Here is a 23,371-nt window from a genome sequence, read left to right as displayed (position 1 = left end):
TTAATATGTTTCAAATTGTTGTTTTTTTCTTGCATCATCAATTAATGTTTCTTCTATTTTTCTTAATAATAATAATTTACGCTGGTGTAAAATCATTTGCTTAATTGTTGGTGTTACATAGCTTTTAGGAGCTATTTCATTTCTATTTAACACCTCTTTTATGGACACCAAATATAAGCTTAATGAATCTTCTTTTTGAATAAATTTATCTTTTTTTAACACTTCCTTTTTTTCCAATTCTTTTAAAACTGAAATTTGATAAATCAGATCGCTATATTTCACCCAAATTGAATCATTTAAATGATATGATTTTAATGATAACTCCTTGGATTGCAAACTATCCAAATCACTTTTTTTACTTGATTTAAATAGCTTAATTAACTCATTTTTATTCAATACTTCTTTACCAATCTTAATATATTTAAGCTTCAGTAATTCTTCATTTAATTTAAAATTTTGATTGTTTTCTTTATAAAAATCTTCAATATCTGAATTAGTAATTGTTGTATCTAAATATTGCTTAACGACCGCTTCTTTATAGGAGTTTATAAATAGATCTTCTCTATAATTTTTTACCAGGCCTTCAAATTCTTCCGATTTGTTTTCTAAATTTAGTTGAGCCTTAGATAATAGTAGTTGCTGCTTAATCCAATTATTAATAAAATTATTAACTATTAAAATACTATCTGTTTGAGAAATATCACTTTTAATAATATTTTTTAGATCTTCTTTATATAGATACTTATTATTTACACGAGCTACAGCCACTTTAGAATCATTTTTTATGGTAAAATAATTACAAGATTGTAAGAGAATAATTGCTATAATATAAAAGTATAATTTCTTCAATTTTTCTATTTATTTAATTTTTTAATACTTTCTTTTTTTCTTTGCTATTAAATTTAACCCTATATTTTTTATGTAAATCTTCAATCCATAAATTTTCCAAATGAATCTGGTAATCACTTATCACTGTACCTTTTATACTTTTAAAATCCTTTTCGATATATTTTTTAGGTTTCATTTTAGAAAAATAATTTGAAAGTCCAATGCTGTCTTTTGATTTTTCCCAAATTTTCTTTTCTAATAAATCAAACAACAACAACCCTTCTTTAAATTCCTTATAAGTATCTGCAAATTCCTCATTTACAAATTCAATATTAGCTTTGTAATAATTTAGAACTTCTTGTTCCTTAAAACTATTAAACGCACTATTAATAGTTGCAAATTTATTAGCTTTTAAAAAGGCTATAAAATCTTTTTGAAAAATAGTTTTAGATTCTATTTTAAAAAGTTCTTGATCAAAACCATTTAATTCATTTCTATAATCCTCTGTTTCAAGTTGATTTAAGGCTTCTTTATTAACTTTAATTTTATAAGTATTCGTTAATTTTTTTATTACTGATTTACCTATTAAATTTGAGCGTTCATCTCGTTGAATCTCTTGAGTTAATTTTGCTTTCATTTCATCAAAACTTTCAATAGGATATTTATTAATTAATTTAATAATATGCCATCCATATTTAGTTTTAAATGGGTTTGAAATTTCACCAACTTCTTTCATTTCAAAAGCAACCTTAGCAAAATCCGCAATCATTTCACCATATCCAAACCGCTTTAATTTCCCACCGTTTATGGCACTTGCCCTATCATCTGAAATATTTTTAGCCAATTCACTAAAATTTGAATTATCTACTTTTAACATATTAAAAACTGAATCAATTTTTTTCTCAGCTTTTAAATCCTCTTTTTTTATCATTATATGCGCAACTTCAACTTCGCCTCTTGCCTTTCTTATTTCATGAACTTGCAAAATATGAAAACCGAATTTAGTTCTAAATGGCATAGAAACTTCGTTTTTTGTAGTGGTAAAAGCAGCATTTTCAAATGGATAAACCATTTGTAATCCTGTAAAAAAACCTAAATTCCCTCCATTTTGTTCAACAGATGGATCTTCTGAATACTTTTTAGCAACTTCAGTAAAATCTTCACCTTTTAAAACAAGATTACGTGCCTCCAATAACTTATTATAAGCATTTAACGTGTCTTTTGGAGATGAATCTGGCTTCATATTAATTAAAATATGACTTGCGTTTACTTCCTTTTGAAGTCTTTGGTAGGCTTCTTCAACCAGTTTTTTGGTGACATCTGCATCCTTTAAATAAGGAAGAATTAACCTATTTTTATAATCTTCTAATTCCGAAATATATTTAGGAAAGGTATCTAACTTTAATTCTTTTGCCTCTTTAACCTTTAATTTATAATTAACAAATAATTCTAAATAGTCTGCTGTTTTATTATTAGACTCAGTTATTAATTCGGCGTTTTTTTCATAAGCCTTTAAAAATTCTTTAGTAAAAACAGGTTCATTATTTAACGTAAATAATACTTCTTCATTTTCTTGCGAAAAAATTTGAGTACTTGCTAATAATGCTATAATAAATGAAAAAAATAACTTCATAAAATTTAGTTTTCTTTTTAAAATTAATAATTGATAAACTTATTAATATTAACTGAAAAACGGTGCAATTTATTTTATATTTTTGATTTTGGATGTTAAAAGAATCACAAAGAAATTATTCCTTCAATTTTCTCTGCTTGTTGATATTTTAATATAATATCATCAGCTTTTTTCATAATAATATGAACAGAGACACTTGTAAATTTTCCCGTTTTAGAAGTCCTTTTATTTATAACTGCTCCAGTAAAATTAAACAACTCTTCAATTTGATCTATTTTTTCAACATCTGAAGGGACAATAAATTTAAAAAGATACTTTGTTGGAAAACTGGTATCCTTTTTTAATTTCTTTTTTAATTTTTTATAAAATTCAGTTCTTTTATCCATTGTTTTTTTTGAAATATACATTACAAAAATAAGCCCATTTTTAAAATGTTAATATTTTACTGACAAAATTACATTATTATTTGAAGTATAATTTATTGAATAACTTATTTTTGTGCTATGCAAAATAAAATTGTTATAACTGGCGGCCCAGGTACGGGAAAGTCTACTGTAATAGAAGAATTAAGTAAACGGAATTTTATGTGTATGCATGAAGTTTCAAGAGAGGTTACCATAAATGCCAGAAAAAATGGAACTGAGCAGTTATTTTTAACCAAACCATTGTTATTTAGTGAATTACTACTTGAAAGCCGTATAAATCAATATATTGAAGCTGAGACTAAAAATTCTGACATTGTGTTTTTTGATAGAGGAATCCCAGATGTACAGGCCTATATGAATTATATAAGTATAGATTATCCAAAAACCTATACTACTAAAAGTAATTTATACCGCTACGATTATATTTTTTTAATGCCGCCTTGGGAAGAAATCTATATTTCTGATAATGAGCGCTACGAAAATTTTGAACAAGCTTTGGCTATTCATAACCATTTAGAACGTACTTATAAAGATTTACAATATCCAATTATCGAAGTTCCAATTGGAACGGTTTCAGAGAGAGTTAAATTTATTTTAGAGTTCATTAAATAATGAGTTCTCCTCTTGAAATATTAAAAAAACATTGGAATTACACTCAGTTTAGAAAACCACAAGAGGAAATAATAACAGCTGTAATAAAAGGTGATAATTGTGTAGTATTATTACCAACTGGTGGAGGAAAATCTATTTGTTATCAAATACCTGCCTTGTTATTAGATGGCGTGTGCATAGTGGTTTCTCCTCTAATTGCATTAATTAAAGATCAGGTTGAAAGTCTATTAGAAAAAAACATAAAAGCAATTGCCTTAACTTCCCAACTTTCACAAGATGAAATTATTATTGCTTTTGACAACTTACAATTTGGCGGATATAAATTTTTATACTTATCTCCAGAAAAACTACAATCAAAATTAATTCAAGATAAAATCAAACAAATTAATGTTTCATTTTTTGCTATTGACGAAGCACATTGTATTTCAGAATGGGGTCACGATTTTAGACCTTCTTATTTAAAATTAAACATTTTAAAAGAATTACAACCCAATGCAAATTTTATTGCTTTAACAGCAACGGCTACCCAAAAAGTTTTAGAAGATATTACCAAGAATTTAGAAATTGAAAATGCAACCATTTTTAAAAAATCTTTCCAAAGAAATAACTTAACATATCAGGTTATTTACACTGAAAATTATTATGAAAAATTGCTTCAAATTGTAGGTAGAATTACTGATTCTATAATTATATATACCAATAATAGAAAACAAACGAAAGAAGTAAACAACTATTTAATCAGGCATAATTATAAAAGTACTTACTACCACGGAGGACTTTCTAATCAAGAAAAAAATAATGCTTATTCTTCCTGGATATCTGATAAAACCCCCATTATGGTTGCAACAAACGCTTTTGGAATGGGGATAGATAAATCTAACGTTAGAGCGGTAGTTCATATTAACGTACCAAATAGTTTAGAAAATTATATTCAAGAGGCTGGAAGAGCCGGAAGAGATGGTAAAGAATCCTACTCATTAATTTTAACAAATGAAGCTACTTTATTTGACGCCGAAAATCGTTTCAAATTAAATACTCCTTCAATAAAATATGTTAAACAAATTTATTCAAATTTAAACCAGTTTTATAAAATTTCAATTGGAGAACAGCCAATTGAATTTTTTAATTTTTCTTTACAAGAATTTTGTTTAGTTTATAATTTAAAGCTGCTACAAACCTACAATGCAATTAAAATTTTAGAAAGAGAAAATATTATTCTTTTAGATGAAAATTACAGTAAAAAATCGACTTTAAAATTTTTAGTAAGCAACAATCAACTCTTTAATTATATTGATAAGCATCCTAAACACAATAATCTAATCAAATTAATTCTTAGAAGCTACGGGGGTATTTTTGAACATTATACAGTTATAAACGAATTTAATTTATCAAAGAAATTAGGTATTAAAAAAAACGAAATAATAAAAGAACTTAAAGAATTACACAAAATTGGAATTGTTAACTACACTTGTGAGAATTCAGATTCGAGGCTTTCATTTTTAGTAATTCGTGAAGATGATTATACTATAAATAGAATTTCAAAAAATATAGAGCAACAGAATAACTTGAAATTCGAAAAATTGCAAGCTTCTATTTCATTTATAAGAAATAAGAAGGTATGCAGAAATATTATGCTACTCGCTTATTTTAATGAAATTATTACTGAGTCCTGTGGAAAATGCGATGTTTGCAAATCAAAAACATACAATAGTAAAATTGCACAACCACTTATAGATCAAATAATTAAAATTCTAAAAGATCAAGAATTATCATCGCAACAATTAGCTACCATATTAAAATGTAATGAAAAACAACTTTTAAATTCGCTTAAATTGTTATTAGAAAAAAATAAAATAGCCATAACTTCGCAAAATAAATTTAAACTTAACTTCTAATGAGAGATTTAAGAATTGTATTTATGGGGACTCCAGATTTTGCTGTTGCGCCCTTAGACGCTCTTTTAAAAGCAAAATATAATATTGTTGGTGTAATAACTGCACCCGATAAACCAGCAGGACGTGGCAGAAAAATAAATCAATCTGCAGTAAAAAAATACGCTTTAGAAAATGGATTGCATATTTTACAACCTACAAATTTAAAAAGTGAAGAATTTATTGAAGAATTAAAAGACTTAAACGCAAATTTACAAATTGTTGTTGCCTTTAGAATGTTGCCAACTATTGTTTGGAAATTGCCTAAATATGGTACTTTTAATCTACATGCATCGCTTTTACCAAATTATAGAGGTGCGGCACCAATTAATTGGGCTATTATAAATGGTGAAACTAAAACTGGTGTATCTACCTTTTTTATTGATGAAAAAATAGATACTGGAAATATTATTTTACAAAAAGAAGTTGAAATTGGAAAAGATGAAATTTTAGGAGAACTTCATGACAAACTTATGAATGTTGGAAGTGCCTTAGTTGTTGAAACCGTAAAACAGATAGAAAAAGGAAAAGTTACAGCTATAAAACAACCCGAGGTTGAAGAAAAACCCGCTCCAAAAATATTTACTAACACGTGTAAAATAAATTGGAATGATACTATTGAAAATATTTATAATTTAATAAGAGGTCTAAATCCATTTCCAGCGGCTTGGACAACTTTAATTAATAATAAGGAAGAAATAAAAGTTAAAATCTTTGATGTTAAACCTGAATTTGAAGAACATTCTCTAAATGTTGGAACAGTAATTACTTCAAAAAATGAAATTAAAATTGCAGTGGTAAAAGGATTTATAAAAATAGAAAGTCTTCAATTATCAGGAAAAAGAAAAATGGACAGTAAAAGTTTGTTGAATGGCTATGTGTTTCATTCAAATGCTGTAGTGCAATAAGCCCATATTTTGCAGGGCTTTAGAGAAAATTTGACAAAAAAGCTTTGATGTTATTAACATTTACTATCATTTATTAACAAATCCTTCTCTTTTTTGGACAAAAACTTGCATAAACCCTTATTCCTTCTAACTTTGTTAAGCTTATTACAAGCAAAAAAAATGTTTAACCAATTAATTTAAAATTTAAGTTATGAACAAATCAGATTTAATTGATGCAATGGCAGCAGATGCTGGCATTTCTAAAGCAGCAGCTAAAGCAGCATTAGAATCATTAACAGATAATGTAACAAAAGCACTTAAAAAAGGTGATAAAGTTGCATTAGTAGGATGGGGAACTTGGTCTATCTCTAAAAGAGCGGCAAGAACTGGTAGAAATCCTCAAACAGGAGCTACTATTCAAATTGCAGCTAAAAATGTTGTGAAATTTAAAGCAGGTGCTGGATTTAGTGATGCAGTAAACTAAAAAATAAAAATCTCAATTATTACAAATTAAAACTCTTCAATTTTTGAAGAGTTTTTTTTATTGATTTTTTTTTCTATATTTAAGAAAACATTGCTCTATGTTAGATAGAAATCCTACTAAAGGTAAATTACTTATTGCCGAGCCTTCAATTCTTAATGATAAAGAATTTAACAGGTCTGTTATTTATTTAACCGAGCATAACAAAGATGGATGTATTGGTTTTATTTTAAATAAGCCAACAGAATTTGTTTTAAAAGATTTAATTCCAGAAATTGAATGTGATTTACCCGTTTACAATGGTGGTCCGGTTGAACAGGAAAATCTATATTTTATACATAAAGTCCCAAATTTAATACCTGATAGTATTCAAATAGATGATGAATTTTATTGGGGAGGAGATTTTGAAACTTTAACCGATTTATTAAATGACCATCTAATAAATGAATCTGATATTCGTTTTTTCTTAGGTTATTCTGGTTGGTCAGTAAATCAATTGACTGAAGAATTGAATGAATCTACCTGGGTTATTGTAAAAAATAAGTATCCTAATTTACTTAATTTAAAAAGCGATGAAATTTGGAAAAACCAAATTATGGCATTTGGTGGTGAGTATCAAATTTGGGCCAATGCTCCAAAAAATCCTTCTCTAAACTAAATTATCCAATCTAATTGCCAATTCTTCTGTTATTTTTGTATTAAAACTTGACTTTTTATAATTGGTTACAGGTTGTATTCCAATAATTGCATTGGTAATAAAAACTTCATCTGCTTTTTGAAGTTCAAATGGAGAAATTGAAGTCTCTTCTAAAGAATACTCATTATTTTCAGAGATTAATTCAATTATTTTTTTTCGCATTATTCCTTTTACACAACCCTCTGTTAAAGCGGGAGTTTTAATTTTATTTTTAAAAATAACAAATATATTTCCATTAATTGCTTCTACAACATTCTTTTTTTCGTTTAATAATACACAATTGTCCAAGTTATTTTCTTTAGCATATATACTTGCTAACACATTTGTAATTTTATTTGTTGTTTTTAAGGTAGACAACAAGCCTGAATAAATGTAATAATCTTTATAAATATCTAAAGTATAAATCTCTTTTATAGCTATATTTAATTTTGAAGCTTCAATTAAATAACTAATTTCATTAGTTAATGGAGTATACAATCCACCATCTTTTCTAAAAACTGAAAATCTAATCCTAGCATTTTCCAATTTATTTTCTTCAACTGTTTTTAAAATTTCATTTTCAAAAAACTCTAAAGTTAAGCTCATTGGTATTTCCATTCTTAACATTCTCATAGAGGCCATTAACCTAAAATAATGATCTTCTAAAAATAAAACTTTTGATTTTTTAACTTTAATAGTTTCAAAAAGTGCATCCCCATATTTAAACGCTCTATTATTTGCATTAAATAATTCTTTAGAGTCTTCAATAAAATAGCCATTAAAATTTATCATATTAAAAAATTTGAAAACAAAATTAAATAAAAAAAACCTCGAAATAAGTCAAGGTTTTTATAATTGTAAAAAGTTTATTTTATTAAGCGCCTATGGTATGCTTTAATTCATCAATTTGGTTTGTCCAAAACATTTTAGACTCTTCTACTTCATCTTCTTCAGCAAAATCCGTAACAATTAAAGAAACATCTTTAGTTATTTCGTCTACTTCTATTCTAAATTCGAAGAAAGATTTATCATCTTCGCCGTCTAGCCACTTAAATTTAATCTTTTCTTCTGGTCTTTCCTGTAGAACTTTTGCCTTTTCTTCTGACCCATCCCATATAAAAGTATACACTTCTCCCCTAGAATTTACATTGTCTGCAAACCATTCTGATAGTCCAGAAGGCGTACCAAAGTACTGATATAACATATGTGGTGAAGCGTGAATCGGGAACTCTATTTCAAATTTTATTTTTGTTGACATCTTATTATTTTAAAAGCACAATATATATAAATTATCCATTGTAAAAAAATTAAAATTATTAAAAAAAAATTAGTAAAATAAATTTGTGACAACAAGATTTTTATTTTTATATTTGCACCCTTAATAAATGGCGTGGTAGCTCAGTTGGTTAGAGCGTCGGATTCATAACCCGGAGGTCTGCAGTTCAATTCTGCATCACGCTACAAAAAAACCCAAGTAAATTACTTGGGTTTTTTAATTTTTAATATTCTTTAAAAACTAATTTACGCTTTCTTCACTTGAAGTTTCTAAAATTACTTACACTAATTATTTTGCAATGCCTCTTCAAGAACTAAATCTCTTTCATTTGGCATAACGGAATAAGTTACATAACTCCCTAGTGTATCTGTTTGTGTTTTATAAATAACGTCATCTTTATTAATTGCAACGTTTTTCCAACTTTTAGGAACATACGTTTTTAAAGTAATTGGTACATCATAAACATTTGGGTCTAAATTGGAAGATATATGCAGCTTGATTCTTTCCTCTTTCAATTCGATTTCAATCTTTGTACTTTTTCTTTCTCTAATATACTTAGTAACATCTGCAAAAGTAGCAGTCCAAATTTGCTCTTTGCGATCATTTATATACTTAAAATAATCTTCTAATTCTTCACCTGTTTTAGGCTCCCATCCTACTCCGTCAACACCATGAAAAACCAAAACCAACCAAATATTATCATGAATAAGGATAGTATCAACCCATTCTTTCATTTTATCCATTTCTGTGTTTGTTAGAGGACCTCTTTGCCATTGAACATATTCTTTTTTCGATTCTTCAGGTTTTTTGTCACTACCTCTATTAATCTCTTCAAGATAAAGCTCTGGCATTCTATTTCTAAGTGAAGGATATAATTTATGTGCATATTCCATCACTCTTTCATTTTCTGTCCCATATGGACATTCTGCTGAAAAAGTATATTTTTCACCCAAAAAATGCCCAATATCCTTTTTACTTTGTTCAAGTTCATACAATAAATTCTTTTCATCTAAAACAGCTAGTCTTGCGTGAGTAACCGTATGACTTGCTATTTCGTGCCCCTCTTTAGCATAATTTTTTAGATCTTGCCAAGTAGTTGTGTCTATAACATTGTCATGAAATATTGCTTCATTTAAGTTTTTAATTTTCCCTCTTCTAATTTTACTATATCCCTCATCTAAAATTATATACGCTTCTAGTCGGTTTCCCGCCTCATAAAGAGAACCCGCTCTCGAATGAAAATCTATAGCTTCAGTAGTTCCAGTAAATGCAATAAGAGAAGCCCTTTCAAAGAAATTATTTTCATTAGTTTTAGAATATTTTGTCTCTTCAATTATTTCCTCTTTTGGTCTACCAATAAATTTCCCTTTTTCTGACCCGTCAATCTTTCCTGTAATTATATAAAAAGTACCAGGCATTTTAAACTTATCCATGATAGGTTTAGCAACCGTGAATTGATTAATAATGCCATCATCATAGGTTATTGAAACTGCAGATCTTTTGTCGCCTTGCCATTTGGTAATAATTGTTTGTCCAATATTTCCTTCTTTTTCTATATTACAAGAGTAAATCAAAATCAAACCGAAAATTAGAATTAACAATGTTTTTTTATGCTGCATTTTGTTCTTTATTTTTTTACAAATTAATGAATCGCTTTTTTCTTTATAAAGATTGTGTTACTGGAAAACCCTTTGTTGAATCTTAGTCTTTTGCAATAGTTCCATTTTAAGCATAAATTTTTTGAATTGTATATTCTTTTCGGTAACCACATTTTAATTGCAAAAAAAATACTTGAATAATAAGTGCTTTCTAGTATCAAATAAACTTTACTAGTTTTCCATATTTATAAAAATTGTGTGTGGGTTCAACATTTAAAATTACAAAGTTAAAATAAATAATAAAATGATAATTATCATGGTGTTATTTACATCTTTATCAGTTTTAAGATATTATTAGAAATAAATAGCTCTTCCTAAAGTAAAATAATAGTAATTAAAAAAAATTATTAAAACTAATGCCTCAAAGAATATTAATTAACTTTACAAGAAGTTAATTAAAAAGATAATGACAAAAATTCAACCGCTTTTAACTCCTTATAAAATGGGAGATTTACTTTTAAAAAATAGATTAGTAATTGCTCCTATGACTCGTTCTAGATGCAACAATAAAGAAAATGCTCCAACCGATTTACAAGTAAAGTATTATACACAAAGGGCTACTGCAGGACTTATAATTACTGAAGGTTCTCAGGTTTCAAAACGAGCAGTTGGCTATGTAAATACTCCAGGAATTTATTCTAAACCTCAAACAAAAGGATGGAAAAATGTAACGGAAGCCGTTCATAAAAAAGGAGGTGAAATATTTATTCAATTATGGCATGTGGGTAGAGTTTCTCATCCCGATTTTCACAATGGAGCGTTGCCCTTTGCTCCGAGCGCTATCAACCCGAACTCAAAATCTTTTACTCCTAAAGGTTTTAAAGATACAGTTACTCCAAAAGAAATGACTTTAGATGATATAAAAACCACAGTTGAAGAATTTAAAAAAGCTGCAATTAATGCAAAAGATGCGGGGTTTGATGGTTTAGAAATTCATTCTTCAAATGGATATTTATTTCATCAATTTTTTAATAAATGTTCAAACCAAAGAAAGGATGAGTACGGAGGTAACATTGAAAATCGAACACGTTTTTTCTTTGAAGTTTTAGATGAAATTAGTAAAGTTTTTCCCCAAAACCGGATTGGTGTTCGGTTTAACCCTTCTATGCACAATATGCATGGTATTTATGTTGATAAAGAAACCATTCCTTTATTTGAATATGTAATAAAAAAATTAAACAATTATAACATTGCTTATATACATCTTTCAGAACCTTTTACAGATGTTTCTAAGGTTCCGTTTGCGATACAAAATATTGCAGAGCATTTTCGACCATTATATAACGGAACCGTTATAATTAATAGTAATTTCAATCAGGAAAAAGGGAATAAAGTTATTAAAGAAGGTTTAGCTGATTTGGTAGCTTATGGTAAATTATTTATTTCAAATCCTGATTTAGCAGAAAGATTTGAAAAAAATGCACCTTTAGCTAACTGGGATGTTGATACATTTTATTCTGATACTGGAGAAAAAGGATATACTGATTACCCTTTTTATTCTTAAGAATTATAGATTATTAAAAAAAGATAAAAATAATTATAACGCCTTCCGAAACAAGTGAAATTCTGTAACACGCTATACATTTAATTGTGACGTTTTGAAATAGTGTTACACTTAACACTATATTAGGACGAGACAAATCTATAAAAAAAAGCGATTTAGAATTCTAAATCGCTTTTTTTACTTAAATACTTGTAAAAAATAAAACCTAATATGTAGTTTTTACAATCGTTAACATCCATATTTCTACGGAGTTTATTGGCAATATTCTAAAGTTGTTGTTCTAATTTTTGTTTTTGTTCGATTATTTAGTGGTTTGATTTATCTTCTAGTGAAGATTTAAATCTACACTATTTATTTTAGTACACCGGTAATAATATCATTAATTCTTTCAATATTACTATTGTATTCATTTTCAGTATAATCATCTTTATTTACACCATAAAATGAATGCCATTCTTTTAAATAAATTATATTTTGAAGTTTTAGTTTTACCAATAAAATTTCATAGTTTATCTCGTCAACAATTGAATTGGCTAAAACATTTATGATAAAACTTACATTAATTCTTTCATTATGTGAAGTTAAGTATTCAACACTTTCAATCATTTGAAATCTTCTTGGGTCCGAAACTCCATAATAATGAGATATTAGATCCGACATTTCTGTTTCACTAAGATCCATAAGCATTTTTTTTAGCTTTTCTTTGTGCCTGTTAAAATCTACTGAACCATAATTATCTTCTCTAAATAATTGTTCAGTAATTAACCTAATAGCCAATACTCTTTTAAAGGTTGGTTCTCCTAAATTTTCAACTATTTTATTATAAATAAATTTATATTGATTTGTATTTTCTAATTTATCATCTGTTAATTCAAATGGTTGAATTTCTATTTCTTTAAGAATTGATTTTAATATCTTATTCATACTATTAGTTATAGAATGTAATTAATTTGTTAGTTTACTGACAATTTCTAGTGGCAAAATAATGAACTTTCCAAAAGGACCTTCTTTTTGGATTGCTCCATATTTTGCCATTTTTAAAATTGAATTTCTCTTCTAATTATAACTTTTAAACCTATAAAAATAAACCCTTTTTACAAATTAAAAAAGCAGAAAACACCTTTTAATCAGATCACTAATTAATTTTTAAGTAACCCTTTATTTGTTAGTGTTTTACAAAAAAATGGGAATTAAAATCTCACTATAATTAAATTAAAAAACGTCTAACCAGCCTAACTAATCCATTATTTTGAAAACTTTCTAATTAGTAAATCTACTCCAGCTTTAATCACAATTATAGTTCTATCATTGATTTTATAGGTTTCTTTGGTTATTTCTAATATTTCTAACCAACTAATATGAGAGTTATATATAGCTGCCCCCAATTTAAAAGCGGTATGTATTGGAGGTTCTATAAAACCCAAATCTTTGTACAATAATTTTGCACAAACCTCAGCTATATTCCAAGTTCTTTTAAGTTGTTCTTCATCAAATTTTTCTGTGTGTTTTGCTTCACAAACCAATAATAAATTAGCAACTGTTAAAAACAAATCTGGCTATGCATTAACATTCCTTGTAAGGCTCTATAAACATTATTTTCTGCTTGATTGTAAAGTGTTATTGCATAAAAAGACAGGATTCGTTCAAATTAATGGATCTGCCTAACTTGGATGGTTTATTTAGATTTTTATCTAAATAATCATTTAAAATTAAACCATAATTAAAAGAAGGTTCTTTTACTTGTGTCATTTCTTCTGTAGCCAATTATAACAGGAATTTGTTATCAAAAGAAGAAGTAACAATGAATGATAAGGAAAATAATTGTTATTATCTTGTATTCCATTTTTTACTATAAACTAAAACTACATACGTTTTTACATACGATTTAAAAAACAAATAGCTCGGAAGCCATTATAAAATGGAGGAATTTAAAAATTTTATTAAAATAACTCTGAGATCAGCAGTTCAATTCTGCAGCACGCTACAAATTTAATCTATAAAAAAAGCGATTTAGAATTCTAAATCGCTTTTTATTTTTTATTAAATAACGTGGTTATTTTCTAACTTCTTTAATTAAAGCAATCGCATTTTTTACATCTTGCTCTAATTTGGCATAATCTTTATTCGCTATAATTTCTTTTGAAATTAATTGAGACCCCATTCCAACACAAGTTACTCCAGCATTGAACCATCCTGTTAAGTTTTCTTTATTTGGGGCAACACCACCAGTTGGCATAACACTTGTCCAAGGTTGAGGGCCCTTAATTCCTTTTACAAATTGAGGTCCATAAATATCTCCAGGAAATAATTTTACAATTTCACAACCTAATTCTTCTGCTCGTGCAATTTCAGTTAAGGTTCCACATCCAGGAGACCATAATACTTTTCTTCGGTTACAAGCTATTGCAATGTCTTCTCTTAAAACAGGCGTTACAATAAAATTAGCTCCCAAAGCCATATACAATGAAGCTGCTGCACCATCTGTAACAGAGCCAACTCCCATTATCATTCCTGGTAATTCTTTAATTGCATATTTTGTTAATTCGCCAAAAACTTCGTGAGCGAAATCTCCACGTGCTGTAAACTCCATTAATCGTGCACCACCGTTATAACACGCTTTTAAAACATTTTTACTTAACTCTAAATCGTTACTAAAAAATAAAGGAATCATCCCCGTTTCTTTCATAACTGTTGCAACTTCTATTCTTGTAAATTGTGCCATATTTTTTGTGTATTTGTTTAATCGTTTAATTTTCTAACTTCAAATAATGAGATTGCTAGGTCGTTCTATCAAACTCCTCGCAAAGACATGATAATTTTAAACTTCTCACTTTCAACTTAAGCCATTATTCTTTTCGACTTTCTAACTAATTTTAATTCCAGTTTAATATTTTTTTGAAATCATATGCTGCTGGATTGTCAACATATTTTTTTGCTTCTTCGTAATCGTTTTCTTTTATATAAATCAAATGTTCTATAAAAAGTTGTGCCATATCAGAATTTATATCAACCAATCTTGGCTGAACTTTGCCTTTTTCATCTTCAAAATCTTTTAAATACAACGGAGTTATATCTCCTTTAGAATTGGTACTTACTATACAGCCAGAAATTCCTTGATCATATAGTTTTTTTACACCAATTGCCAATAAAGTACATAATGTTAAATCAAATGCAATTGGCTTACAACATCTTAACTCATAACCAATTTCAACTGGCCTTGATTTAATATCTAATCCTAATTCTTTCAATTTCACTTGCAATAAGTAGTTGAAAATATGCGATTTACTTACATTTCCTAATTCCGGATGACCGTGATCATCGTACGTAAAATTGATTCCTGAGTTTTTTATTTCATTTTCATCCATAAAATGAAAAACTCCCTCACTTACCATCGCTACACCGTATTCAATTCCACGTATTTTACTTTTAATGATAGACGAAATAATCATGTTCGTCAATTTTTCAAAAGTAATATTGGTTTTATTGAACATTTCTGGAATAATCATCATTGGGAAATGGCAGGCAGAAGCTATTCCAAAAGCTAAATGCCCTGCAGATCGTCCCATTGCTGAAACTACAAACCAATTTTCACTAGTTCTTGCATCTTCATAAACCGTATTTCCAATACGAACACCTTCATCTTTTGCTGTATGAAACCCAAAAGTTGGATTACGATCAGGTAACGGCAAATCATTATCTATGGTTTTTGGAACGTGAATATGACTCACATCTAACTTTTTATCAACTAAGAATTTTGTAAGTCTACTAGCTGTGGAAGCTGTGTCATCTCCACCTATAGTTACCAATAACTTGACATTATTTTTCTTAAAAAAATCAGCTTTAAAATCACTATCCTTTGGCTTGAATCGACTCATTGTCAACGTAGAACCACCAAGGCTGAAAATTTGATCAGCGCGGTGAAAATCAAATATTTTTAGAGAAGGCTTCTCAGAAAAAAGTCCCTTATATCCATGATGAACACCTATAATTTCATATCCATCTTTTAGAAATGTTTTAGCCAGTGAACTAATCACTGTATTAATTCCTGGAGCTGGTCCTCCACCACAAATAATCGCTATTGATTTTTTCATAATAAAATTAGGAGTGCTGAGCTAAATAAATAGCTCAGCATTCCACTAAACTAAAACCTAATTATTGATATAATTTTTTACTTTATCTAGCAACTCTACCTGAAGCATCTCCGCCCATTAATTTTTGGACTTCATCAACAGTTACCAAGTTTGCATCTCCTTTTATAGTATGTTTTAAACATGAAGCTGCAACTGCAAAGTCTAATGCATTTTGATCATCTTCAGGATATTTTAATAATCCGTATATTAAGCCACCCATAAATGAATCTCCACCACCTACTCTATCAACGATATCAGTAATTTGATATTGACGTGTTTGCAGCATTTCTTTACCATCATATAAAACACCTGCCCATGTATTGTGAGAAGCAGAAATAGAACCTCTTAAAGTAGTAATTACCTTTTTAGCTCTTGGAAATTTTTTCATCATTTGCTGACAAACAGATAAGAAAGCTTCCGCTTTTACATCATGTCCAGCTGTTTGCACTGCTGCACCTTCTGGTTTAATTCCGAAATGCATTTCTGCATCTTCTTCATTTCCTAAAACAACATCACAATAAGATGTTAATTCTGTCATGATAGCTTCTCTATGCTCATTACTACAATACTTCCATAATTTTGCTCGATAATTTAAATCTGTAGAAATGGTAATACCTTTAGCACTTGCAGCTTTTACTGCTTCCAAACAAACATCTGCAGATCCTTGTGAAATTGCCGGTGTAATTCCTGTCCAATGAAACCACTCAACATCTTCAAAAACTGTATCCCAATCAATCATTCCAGACTTAATTTCTGCAATAGCTGAATGTGCACGATCATACACCACTTTTGATCCACGAGATACTGCCCCTGTTTCTAAAAAGTAGATTCCTAAACGATCTCCACCCCAAACAATTTTATCTACTCCAACTCCTCTTTTTCGCATTTCCATCATAGCACATTCCCCAATATCATTTTTTGGTAAGCGGGTTACAAAATCTACAGGAACGCCGTAGTTAGCTAATGACACTGCTACATTTGATTCTCCACCTCCATAAATTGCATCGAAGCTATTTGCTTGTGAGAATCTTAAAAATCCTTGAGGAGCCAATCTCAACATAATCTCTCCAAATGTTACTACTTTTTTCATACTATTACTATTATTTAATTAATTAGTTCAATCGTTTGAACAACTTAATTTAAAAAAAAGAAAACGACTTATTTTAATAGTTTTCAAATCTGTTTTATCTTCTTTTTTAAAAGGTTAGAATATATCTAAACCCAAATTAGTTTGCTTCTTAATACAAAAGTCAGTACTTTTGTTCAAACGTTGGAACAAATATATAAAAATTTTTGAAAACTAAAAAAAAAACAACCATAAAAGATATTGCAAATGTATTAGGTATTACACCTTCAGCAGTATCAAAAGCATTAAATGATCATCCTAGAATTAGCAAGGAGACAAAGCAAGCTGTAAAACAAATAGCTGAAAATTTAAACTATCAGCCTAATCATCTTGCTTCGGCTTTAAGAAAAGGCAAAAGTAATTTGATTGGCGTTATTGTTCCGAGAACTAATAGCCACTTCTTCTCTTCGGTTTTAGAAAACATAGAAAAGATTCTAAACAAAGAAGGTTATAAGGTAATTATTACCCAATCTAATGAATCTTATCGAAAAGAGTGCGAAAATATTGATACCTTATTGTTTACTCAAGTAGATGGAATTATAGCTTCTCTGGCAAATGAAACTATAAATTTTTCTCATTTTGAAAAAATAAAAACCAAGGGTATTCCTTTAATTTTATATGATAGAGGGGATAACGATATAAATGTAGATTATATTGGAATTGATGATTTTCAAAGCAGTCATTTGGTTGTTGATCATCTTGTTAATCAGAATTGTAAGAGAATTGCTCATATAGGAGGTTTTAGACACACACGAATATTTAAAAATCGTATTCTTGGTTTTAACGATGCTTTAGCAAAACACAACCTATCTTTAGATAAAGAACTAATTTTAGAAGGGGACTTAACTTTAAAAGATGGGAGAAAAAAAATGAAGAAACTTTTAAGTTTATCTAATCCACCAGATGCAGTTTATGCTGCTAGTGATTATGCTGCTTTAGGTGCTTTACAGGTGATGCAAGAACACAACATAAATGTTCCCAATGACATTGCCTTAGTTGGATTTAGTAATGAACCATTCACATCTTTTGTGAAACCTTCGATAACAACCGTAAATCAAAATGCCGGAGAAATAGGGAGAATTGCAGCTGAAACATTAATAAAAAGAATTAATCAAGAAAATTGGAAACCTACTCTAACCAAAAATATTTTAAATTCTGAATTAATTATTAGAGAATCATCAAAAAAGGTATAATGTTCCTATAAAAAAATACCTTTTAGCAATGAATTTATCAGAACTAAAAGGTATTAATTATTCAATATTATTAATTAATATTAGCTAAACGCCAATCCTCCATTAATATCCACATTATTTCCTGTTAAGAAAGTAGATTCATCACCTGCTAAATAAGCAACTAAATCTGCAACTTCTTCAGCAGTACCTTCTCGTCTTAATGGTGTAGCATTTGCAACATTAACTCTTACTTGATCTTTAGTAAAATCATCATGAAATTTAGTTGCAATCATACCTGGACAAACAGCATTAATTCTAATTCCTTGTGGTCCAAATTCTTTAGCCCAATTTCTAGTTAATGTCATAACTGCGCCTTTAGATGCAGCATAAAGAGCTGATCCACCACCACCTCCATCGCGAGCTGCTTGAGAAGCAAAGTTCACAATTGAACCTCCTTTACCCATTAATGGTTTGAAAGCTTGAGTTACAAAGACAGTTGATTTAAAGTTAACGTTCATTACTAAGTCATAGAATTTTTCATCCATTTCCTCAATAGTTTTTCTAGCGAATAAACCACCAGCAACGTTTACTAAAATATCCACTTTTTCTCCAAAAGTTGCTTTAGTTTTAGCAACCATACTATTTATATCTTCTTGTTTTGTAACATCTGCATATACTGCAATTGCTTCACCACCAACAGCCTTAATCGCATTCATTGTAGCGTCATTGTCTGCATCACTATCAAAATAGTTTACCACAACTTTTGCTCCTTCTTTAGCCATTTTAACACAAACCGCACGGCCAATATCACGTCCACCACCTGTTACAACAGCTACTTTACCTTTTAATTTACTCATTTTATTATTTTTTAATAATTTAAAAAAAAGAAGAATTGTCTATTTAAAAACTCTCTTTAAATAAAATATATTTATATCCCTAAAGCTTGTCCTCCTCCAATTTGGATAGTTTCAGCTGTTATGAAAGATGCATCATCACTTGCTAAGAAAGATACAACAGAAGCTACTTCTTCCGGTTGACCTAATCTTCCTAACAAAATACTATTTTTCCATGTTGCAAAAACTTCTGGCTTCGTTGATTTAATTTGAGCGTGGAAAGGAGTATCAATTGTACCAGGAGATACTGCATTTACTCTAATTCCATATTCAGCTAAATCTTTTGCTAATGCTCTTGTAATCGCATGAACTCCAGCTTTAGATGTTCCATATATTCCAGCACCTGGTCCTCCAGCATTCCATCCAGCATTAGATGTATAATTAATTATTGAAGCATTTTCTCCTTTTTTAAGGTAAGGGATTGCAGCTCTCGAAGCAAAAAATACTGAATCAAGATTTAAAGCCATTACAAATCTATAAAATTCAGTTGTCATTTCTTCAAATCTAGATCTACCGCCTAATCCACCTGCATTATTTACAAGAACATCAATTCTCCCATACTTTTCTCCAATTTTAGTAATGTTTTCTGTTACCTCTTCGTCTTTAGTAACGTCAAACCCATAATATTCTGCCGTAATTCCTTCTGCAGTAAGCTCTTCTACTCTTTTAGCTCCTGCTTCATCTTCAATACCATTTAAAACTACAATGTATCCGTCTTTACCCAATCTTTTTGCTACTTCGAAACCAATTCCACCAGTAGCACCTGTAATTACAGCTACTTTTCCTTTTATATTACTCATCTTTTTTATTTTTTATTTTATATTCTTATTATATTATTATTATTTCTCTACTGATTGGATATTTCTTGCAAAGAAATAAATTGCTCCAACTCCAAGAGGAACAAATATTGCTATTGCAATAAATACTGGAGTGTATGAAACTTCTGCAACTATTGGAATTAAAAAGTTCATAACTATAACAGAGAAAACTCCTATCATTCCCCCAAGACCTGCTAAGGAACCTACAGATTTACCACTGAAAAAATCACTTGGCAACGTTTGTACATTACTTATTGCGAACTGAAATCCAAACAATACAAAAAATACAATTCCAACAAAACGTTCTGGAGTATCACCAAATAATACGGTAGCAACCAAACCTAAAAACATGATTACACCACCAATTAAAATAGTAGTTTTTCTACCTTTATCAATTGAATTTGTTTTTGCAATTATTTGTCCTGAAACATATCCTCCAGCGATACTACCAATGGCAGCACCTACATAAGGCACCCAAGCAAACATCCCAACTTCTTTTACATTAAATCCATACACATCAAACAAATAAATTGGCATCCATCCAACAAATAACCACCAAATAGGCTCTAAAAAGAAACGTCCAACTACAATTGCCCAAGATTCTTTATGAGATAAAATTTCTCTTAAACTCAACCCTTTAGTATCTTCTGTAGCATTTTGATCAGCAATACTTTGTCCCTCAACAATATATTTTTGTTCTTCTTTAGTTATCCAAGGGTGTTTTTTTGGCCCTGCTTTATTTATTAATAACCAAGGAATTATCCACAAAATACCAAAAGAACCAATAACCATAAATGTAATTCTCCATCCATAGGCTACAAAAAGCATAGCAATAAATGGAGGTGCAATTACTGAACCTATGGAAGCTCCAGCATTAAACAAACCTTGTGCAATAGCGCGTTCTTTAATAGGAAACCATTCCGCATTGCTTTTAACACCGCCAGGCCAGTTACCTGCTTCGGATAATCCTAATGTACTTCTAAAAAAAGCAATTGAGAACAACCCACGAACTGTAGAGTGCATAAAAGATGAAATCCCCCAAACACCAATACTAATTACGTACCCTATTCTTGTACCAACCTTATCAAATAATTTTCCTGAAAATAATTGACCAAGTGCATAGGCAACCATGAAAATATTTAAAATTAAGCTATAATCATTTTTTGTGAGGCCTAATGATTGAGAAATTGAACCCTCAACATTTTCATTACCCCACATAATAGCAAGTGCACTTCTGTCTATATAATTTATTACCGTTGCTATAAAAATAAGCCCAATAATAAACCACCTTAATCCTTTAACTTTCATAAATTTTGAAATTTTACGTATTATTATGCATTAATATTTTACTATTAAAAAATTTATTTACAATTAGTAAATCAAATTTTTAATATTTATTAATCGAAAACTATATTGAACTTTATTTGATTAAAATCAAATTGAAATTTTAATTGTAGTTAAACGATACCCTCCTATTTTTTTTCATAAAGACAAAAACGTGCATTTTTTTGTCTTCAGTTAATTATTCAATATTGTAACAATATTGATACAACGTTTTAAAATGTACTTTTACTTTTTCTTTAGCTTCTAATGGATTTTGATCTTTAATAGCGTTAAAAATATCTTGATGCTCTTTAATTCCTGATCGTGCCATTCCTTTATCACAAACATGGTGTTTCTCAAAGTTTGTAATTATCTCAGGCGTAATCATTAACATTAATGTATTTAAACTACTATTTCCACTTGCTTTAGCTATTGCCAAATGAAACAATAAATCTTCTTGAACAGCATCTTCACCTTTCAAAACCTTTTCACTATATGCTTCTAGAGCCTCACTCATTTGCCTCAAATCTTCATCTGTTCTTCTTAAAGCTGCTAACCTTGCAATTTTTAATTCCAATAAAATTCTTGTTTCAACTAACGATTTAAAATCAGGATCTTCTAATCTTAAAATATCATCAATCATCCCATTCATTGCTATAACACCAATATTTGCAACAAATGTTCCGCTTTGAGGAATTGATTTTAATAACCCATAAAACTCCAATTTTTGAATTGCATCTCGAACACTACTTCTACTAACTGAAAATTTTTCAGATAATGATCTTTCTGAAGGTAGCTTATCTCCAGGTTCTAAATTCTTATAATTAATTAAATCTCTAATTTGAGAAATTATTGAATTTTGAACTTCTCTATTATCGCTTTTTGAAATGACCTCTAACTTCATACACTCTTATTTGGTTAACCAGATTTATTTTATAAATTTAAAAAAAACTTCACAATAAAACCCATAATTACAATTTAAACTAAAAGGCTCTCTTTTTTAATTTTTGAATAACTGGTCTTTTTTAAAAAAGACCAGCTCTTCTAACCAAAAAATAGTAACTAATTCAAACTTATCAATTACCTAATTAATGAGTTACCTCTAACTCATAATATTTTACTTTTGAAAATGATTCTTTATCTTTAGACACAAAATAATTTCCCGCTTTAAAATAGTTTTGAAATATTTCCCATTTTTGCATATGAATATTTTCATAAACTACTGAATCTTCTTCATTTAATATCACTTCCATTCTTCCATTTGATACTTTTACTTCTAATGTAAATTTCTCAAAACCTACATACTCTGGAAAAGTATACCCATCATCATCTCCCCAAGCTTCTTCATGCAACATCTCTGTATCAGTTGCATTCAAATCTTTCAACTCTTTTGTTTTTACCCTAACCTTACCATTTACCCAATAAATTTTTAACATTGGAGGTGCATTATTATCGTCAGCACCAATTAATGTTTTTTGAGTATCTGTTAAAATACCATGTATTTGCATGATAATAGCTCTATAATAATCTCCATTTACATCCTTGGACATTTCAGCTATTTCAAGAGTGCCTTTCATTTTTCCACCTTGCGAAAAACTCCAATTTGTTTTGTTACTTCCCGGAACCAATTGCTCTCTCAATTCTGTTCTTGAATAAGCCGAATTGGCTGTTGAAGCATTTGGATAGGTGTAAAAAACTAAGGCTCCTTTTATAGAATCATTATAAAAAAATGGTTTTAACGTTTCATTTGTTGCATAATCCAATATTTCAGGAGGTGCAACTTCCGTTGGTTTGCCAATGGGCAAAGTTACTTTCCAGTTATTTAAATCAATGTTAGGTAAAATAGTTGATTCTTCTATATTATCACCATTTTCAGGTAATTCTACAACTTTATTTGTTACAGAATCCTCTTGGCAACTTACATTAATGCTCACACTGAGCATTAATGTAATCACCAATAAAAACTTATAACAAACTTTTTCTTTTACCATTTTCTAA

At 29.0% G+C, this 23,371-nt stretch carries 23 protein-coding genes, 1 tRNA gene and 1 pseudogene; 8 read left to right on the top strand and 17 right to left on the bottom strand.

Annotated features, from left to right (window positions below; all coding sequences use genetic code 11):
• The 3 genes from CHB63_RS02070 to CHB63_RS02060 form a co-directional block, all read right to left on the bottom strand.
• Complete coding sequence (locus CHB63_RS02070) at positions 1-849, bottom strand: peptidyl-prolyl cis-trans isomerase (protein ID WP_141107243.1); 849 nt, start codon at positions 847-849, stop codon at positions 1-3.
• A 13-nt stretch (positions 850-862) separates the two neighbouring features.
• Positions 863-2,461 (bottom strand): peptidylprolyl isomerase, encoded by a 1,599-nt coding sequence (locus CHB63_RS02065; RefSeq protein WP_089376763.1) that lies wholly within the window; start codon positions 2,459-2,461, stop codon positions 863-865.
• A gap of 104 nt (positions 2,462-2,565) precedes the next feature.
• Complete coding sequence (locus CHB63_RS02060; RefSeq protein ID WP_089377556.1) at positions 2,566-2,847, bottom strand: DUF493 family protein; 282 nt, start codon at positions 2,845-2,847, stop codon at positions 2,566-2,568.
• Positions 2,848-2,964: 117 nt separating this feature from the next.
• Here CHB63_RS02060 and CHB63_RS02055 point away from each other — a divergent pair, with 117 nt between their 5' ends.
• The 5 genes from CHB63_RS02055 (at position 2,965) to CHB63_RS02035 (ending at position 7,455) form a co-directional block, all read left to right on the top strand.
• Positions 2,965-3,498, top strand: coding sequence for an AAA family ATPase (locus tag CHB63_RS02055; RefSeq protein WP_089376762.1), 534 nt, complete (start codon positions 2,965-2,967; stop codon positions 3,496-3,498).
• On the top strand, positions 3,498-5,393 hold the full coding sequence (locus tag CHB63_RS02050; protein ID WP_089376761.1) for a RecQ family ATP-dependent DNA helicase: 1,896 nt from the start codon (positions 3,498-3,500) through the stop codon (positions 5,391-5,393). Before CHB63_RS02055 ends, CHB63_RS02050 begins: the two co-directional genes overlap by 1 nt.
• A complete protein-coding gene (gene fmt / locus CHB63_RS02045) occupies positions 5,393-6,337 on the top strand; it encodes a methionyl-tRNA formyltransferase (protein WP_176420217.1) in 945 nt (314 codons plus the stop codon). The genes CHB63_RS02050 and fmt overlap by 1 nt, the downstream gene beginning before the upstream one ends.
• A 190-nt stretch (positions 6,338-6,527) precedes the next feature.
• Positions 6,528-6,800, top strand: coding sequence for an HU family DNA-binding protein (locus CHB63_RS02040; protein ID WP_089376760.1), 273 nt, complete (start codon positions 6,528-6,530; stop codon positions 6,798-6,800).
• 97 nt (positions 6,801-6,897) lie between these two features.
• Positions 6,898-7,455, top strand: a complete 558-nt coding sequence (locus tag CHB63_RS02035; RefSeq protein ID WP_089376759.1) for a YqgE/AlgH family protein — start codon at positions 6,898-6,900, stop codon at positions 7,453-7,455.
• Here CHB63_RS02035 and CHB63_RS02030 read toward each other — a convergent pair.
• The gene (locus CHB63_RS02030; protein WP_089376758.1) at positions 7,447-8,265 is read right to left on the bottom strand and encodes an aminotransferase class IV; all 819 of its coding nucleotides are present in this window, start codon (positions 8,263-8,265) and stop codon (positions 7,447-7,449) included. The two genes, CHB63_RS02035 and CHB63_RS02030, sit on opposite strands and share 9 nt — an antisense overlap.
• Before the next feature lie 82 nt (positions 8,266-8,347).
• Entirely contained in the window at positions 8,348-8,731 is a 384-nt protein-coding gene (locus CHB63_RS02025; protein ID WP_089376757.1) for an START-like domain-containing protein, read from the bottom strand.
• A 129-nt stretch (positions 8,732-8,860) separates the two neighbouring features.
• Here CHB63_RS02025 and CHB63_RS02020 point away from each other — a divergent pair.
• Positions 8,861-8,934, top strand: a tRNA-Met gene (locus CHB63_RS02020).
• A 99-nt stretch (positions 8,935-9,033) separates the two neighbouring features.
• Here CHB63_RS02020 and CHB63_RS02015 read toward each other — a convergent pair.
• Complete coding sequence (locus CHB63_RS02015) at positions 9,034-10,368, bottom strand: polysaccharide deacetylase family protein (RefSeq protein WP_089376756.1); 1,335 nt, start codon at positions 10,366-10,368, stop codon at positions 9,034-9,036.
• Between the two features lie 445 nt (positions 10,369-10,813).
• Between CHB63_RS02015 and CHB63_RS02010 the strand changes: the two genes are divergently transcribed.
• Entirely contained in the window at positions 10,814-11,911 is a 1,098-nt protein-coding gene (locus CHB63_RS02010) for an alkene reductase (protein ID WP_089376755.1), read from the top strand.
• A gap of 164 nt (positions 11,912-12,075) precedes the next feature.
• Here the strand turns inward: CHB63_RS02010 and CHB63_RS17290 are convergent.
• From CHB63_RS17290 to CHB63_RS01980, 6 genes and pseudogenes are all read right to left on the bottom strand, one after another.
• Positions 12,076-12,174, bottom strand: a pseudogene (locus CHB63_RS17290) (type I restriction-modification system subunit M N-terminal domain-containing protein); the annotation flags it as partial.
• Between the two features lie 88 nt (positions 12,175-12,262).
• The gene (locus CHB63_RS02000) at positions 12,263-12,835 is read right to left on the bottom strand and encodes a hypothetical protein (protein ID WP_089376754.1); all 573 of its coding nucleotides are present in this window, start codon (positions 12,833-12,835) and stop codon (positions 12,263-12,265) included.
• Positions 12,836-13,155: 320 nt separating this feature from the next.
• On the bottom strand, positions 13,156-13,461 hold the full coding sequence (locus tag CHB63_RS01995) for a hypothetical protein (RefSeq protein WP_089376753.1): 306 nt from the start codon (positions 13,459-13,461) through the stop codon (positions 13,156-13,158).
• A 503-nt stretch (positions 13,462-13,964) separates the two neighbouring features.
• Positions 13,965-14,633, bottom strand: a complete 669-nt coding sequence (locus tag CHB63_RS01990) for a bifunctional 4-hydroxy-2-oxoglutarate aldolase/2-dehydro-3-deoxy-phosphogluconate aldolase (RefSeq protein WP_089376752.1) — start codon at positions 14,631-14,633, stop codon at positions 13,965-13,967.
• Between the two features lie 151 nt (positions 14,634-14,784).
• Positions 14,785-16,002, bottom strand: a complete 1,218-nt coding sequence (locus tag CHB63_RS01985) for a 6-phosphofructokinase (RefSeq protein WP_089376751.1) — start codon at positions 16,000-16,002, stop codon at positions 14,785-14,787.
• A gap of 82 nt (positions 16,003-16,084) precedes the next feature.
• Positions 16,085-17,131: a sugar kinase gene (locus CHB63_RS01980; RefSeq protein ID WP_089376750.1), complete on the bottom strand. Its 1,047-nt coding sequence runs from the start codon at positions 17,129-17,131 to the stop codon at positions 16,085-16,087.
• A 203-nt stretch (positions 17,132-17,334) separates the two neighbouring features.
• Here CHB63_RS01980 and CHB63_RS01975 point away from each other — a divergent pair, with 203 nt between their 5' ends.
• Positions 17,335-18,360, top strand: a complete 1,026-nt coding sequence (locus CHB63_RS01975; RefSeq protein WP_089376749.1) for a LacI family DNA-binding transcriptional regulator — start codon at positions 17,335-17,337, stop codon at positions 18,358-18,360.
• Positions 18,361-18,440: 80 nt separating this feature from the next.
• On the opposite strand, the gene CHB63_RS01970 is transcribed toward CHB63_RS01975, so the two are convergent.
• The 5 genes from CHB63_RS01970 to CHB63_RS01950 all read right to left on the bottom strand — a co-directional run bounded on the left by CHB63_RS01970 (position 18,441) and on the right by CHB63_RS01950 (position 23,364).
• Positions 18,441-19,196: an SDR family NAD(P)-dependent oxidoreductase gene (locus CHB63_RS01970; protein WP_089376748.1), complete on the bottom strand. Its 756-nt coding sequence runs from the start codon at positions 19,194-19,196 to the stop codon at positions 18,441-18,443.
• Positions 19,197-19,267: 71 nt separating this feature from the next.
• Positions 19,268-20,032: an SDR family NAD(P)-dependent oxidoreductase gene (locus tag CHB63_RS01965; protein ID WP_089376747.1), complete on the bottom strand. Its 765-nt coding sequence runs from the start codon at positions 20,030-20,032 to the stop codon at positions 19,268-19,270.
• 39 nt (positions 20,033-20,071) lie between these two features.
• Positions 20,072-21,358: an MFS transporter gene (locus CHB63_RS01960; RefSeq protein WP_089376746.1), complete on the bottom strand. Its 1,287-nt coding sequence runs from the start codon at positions 21,356-21,358 to the stop codon at positions 20,072-20,074.
• Between the two features lie 214 nt (positions 21,359-21,572).
• Positions 21,573-22,277, bottom strand: coding sequence for a FadR/GntR family transcriptional regulator (locus CHB63_RS01955; protein WP_089376745.1), 705 nt, complete (start codon positions 22,275-22,277; stop codon positions 21,573-21,575).
• A 184-nt stretch (positions 22,278-22,461) separates the two neighbouring features.
• Positions 22,462-23,364: a polysaccharide lyase family 7 protein gene (locus tag CHB63_RS01950; RefSeq protein ID WP_176420215.1), complete on the bottom strand. Its 903-nt coding sequence runs from the start codon at positions 23,362-23,364 to the stop codon at positions 22,462-22,464.
• Positions 23,365-23,371: the final 7 nt, after the last annotated feature.

The organism is Lutibacter flavus, assembly GCF_900188355.1.
GTDB classification, from domain to species: domain Bacteria; phylum Bacteroidota; class Bacteroidia; order Flavobacteriales; family Flavobacteriaceae; genus Lutibacter; species Lutibacter flavus.
The sequence above is the reverse complement of the archived record's forward strand: the minus strand, read 5'-3'. Positions and strand labels throughout refer to the sequence as shown.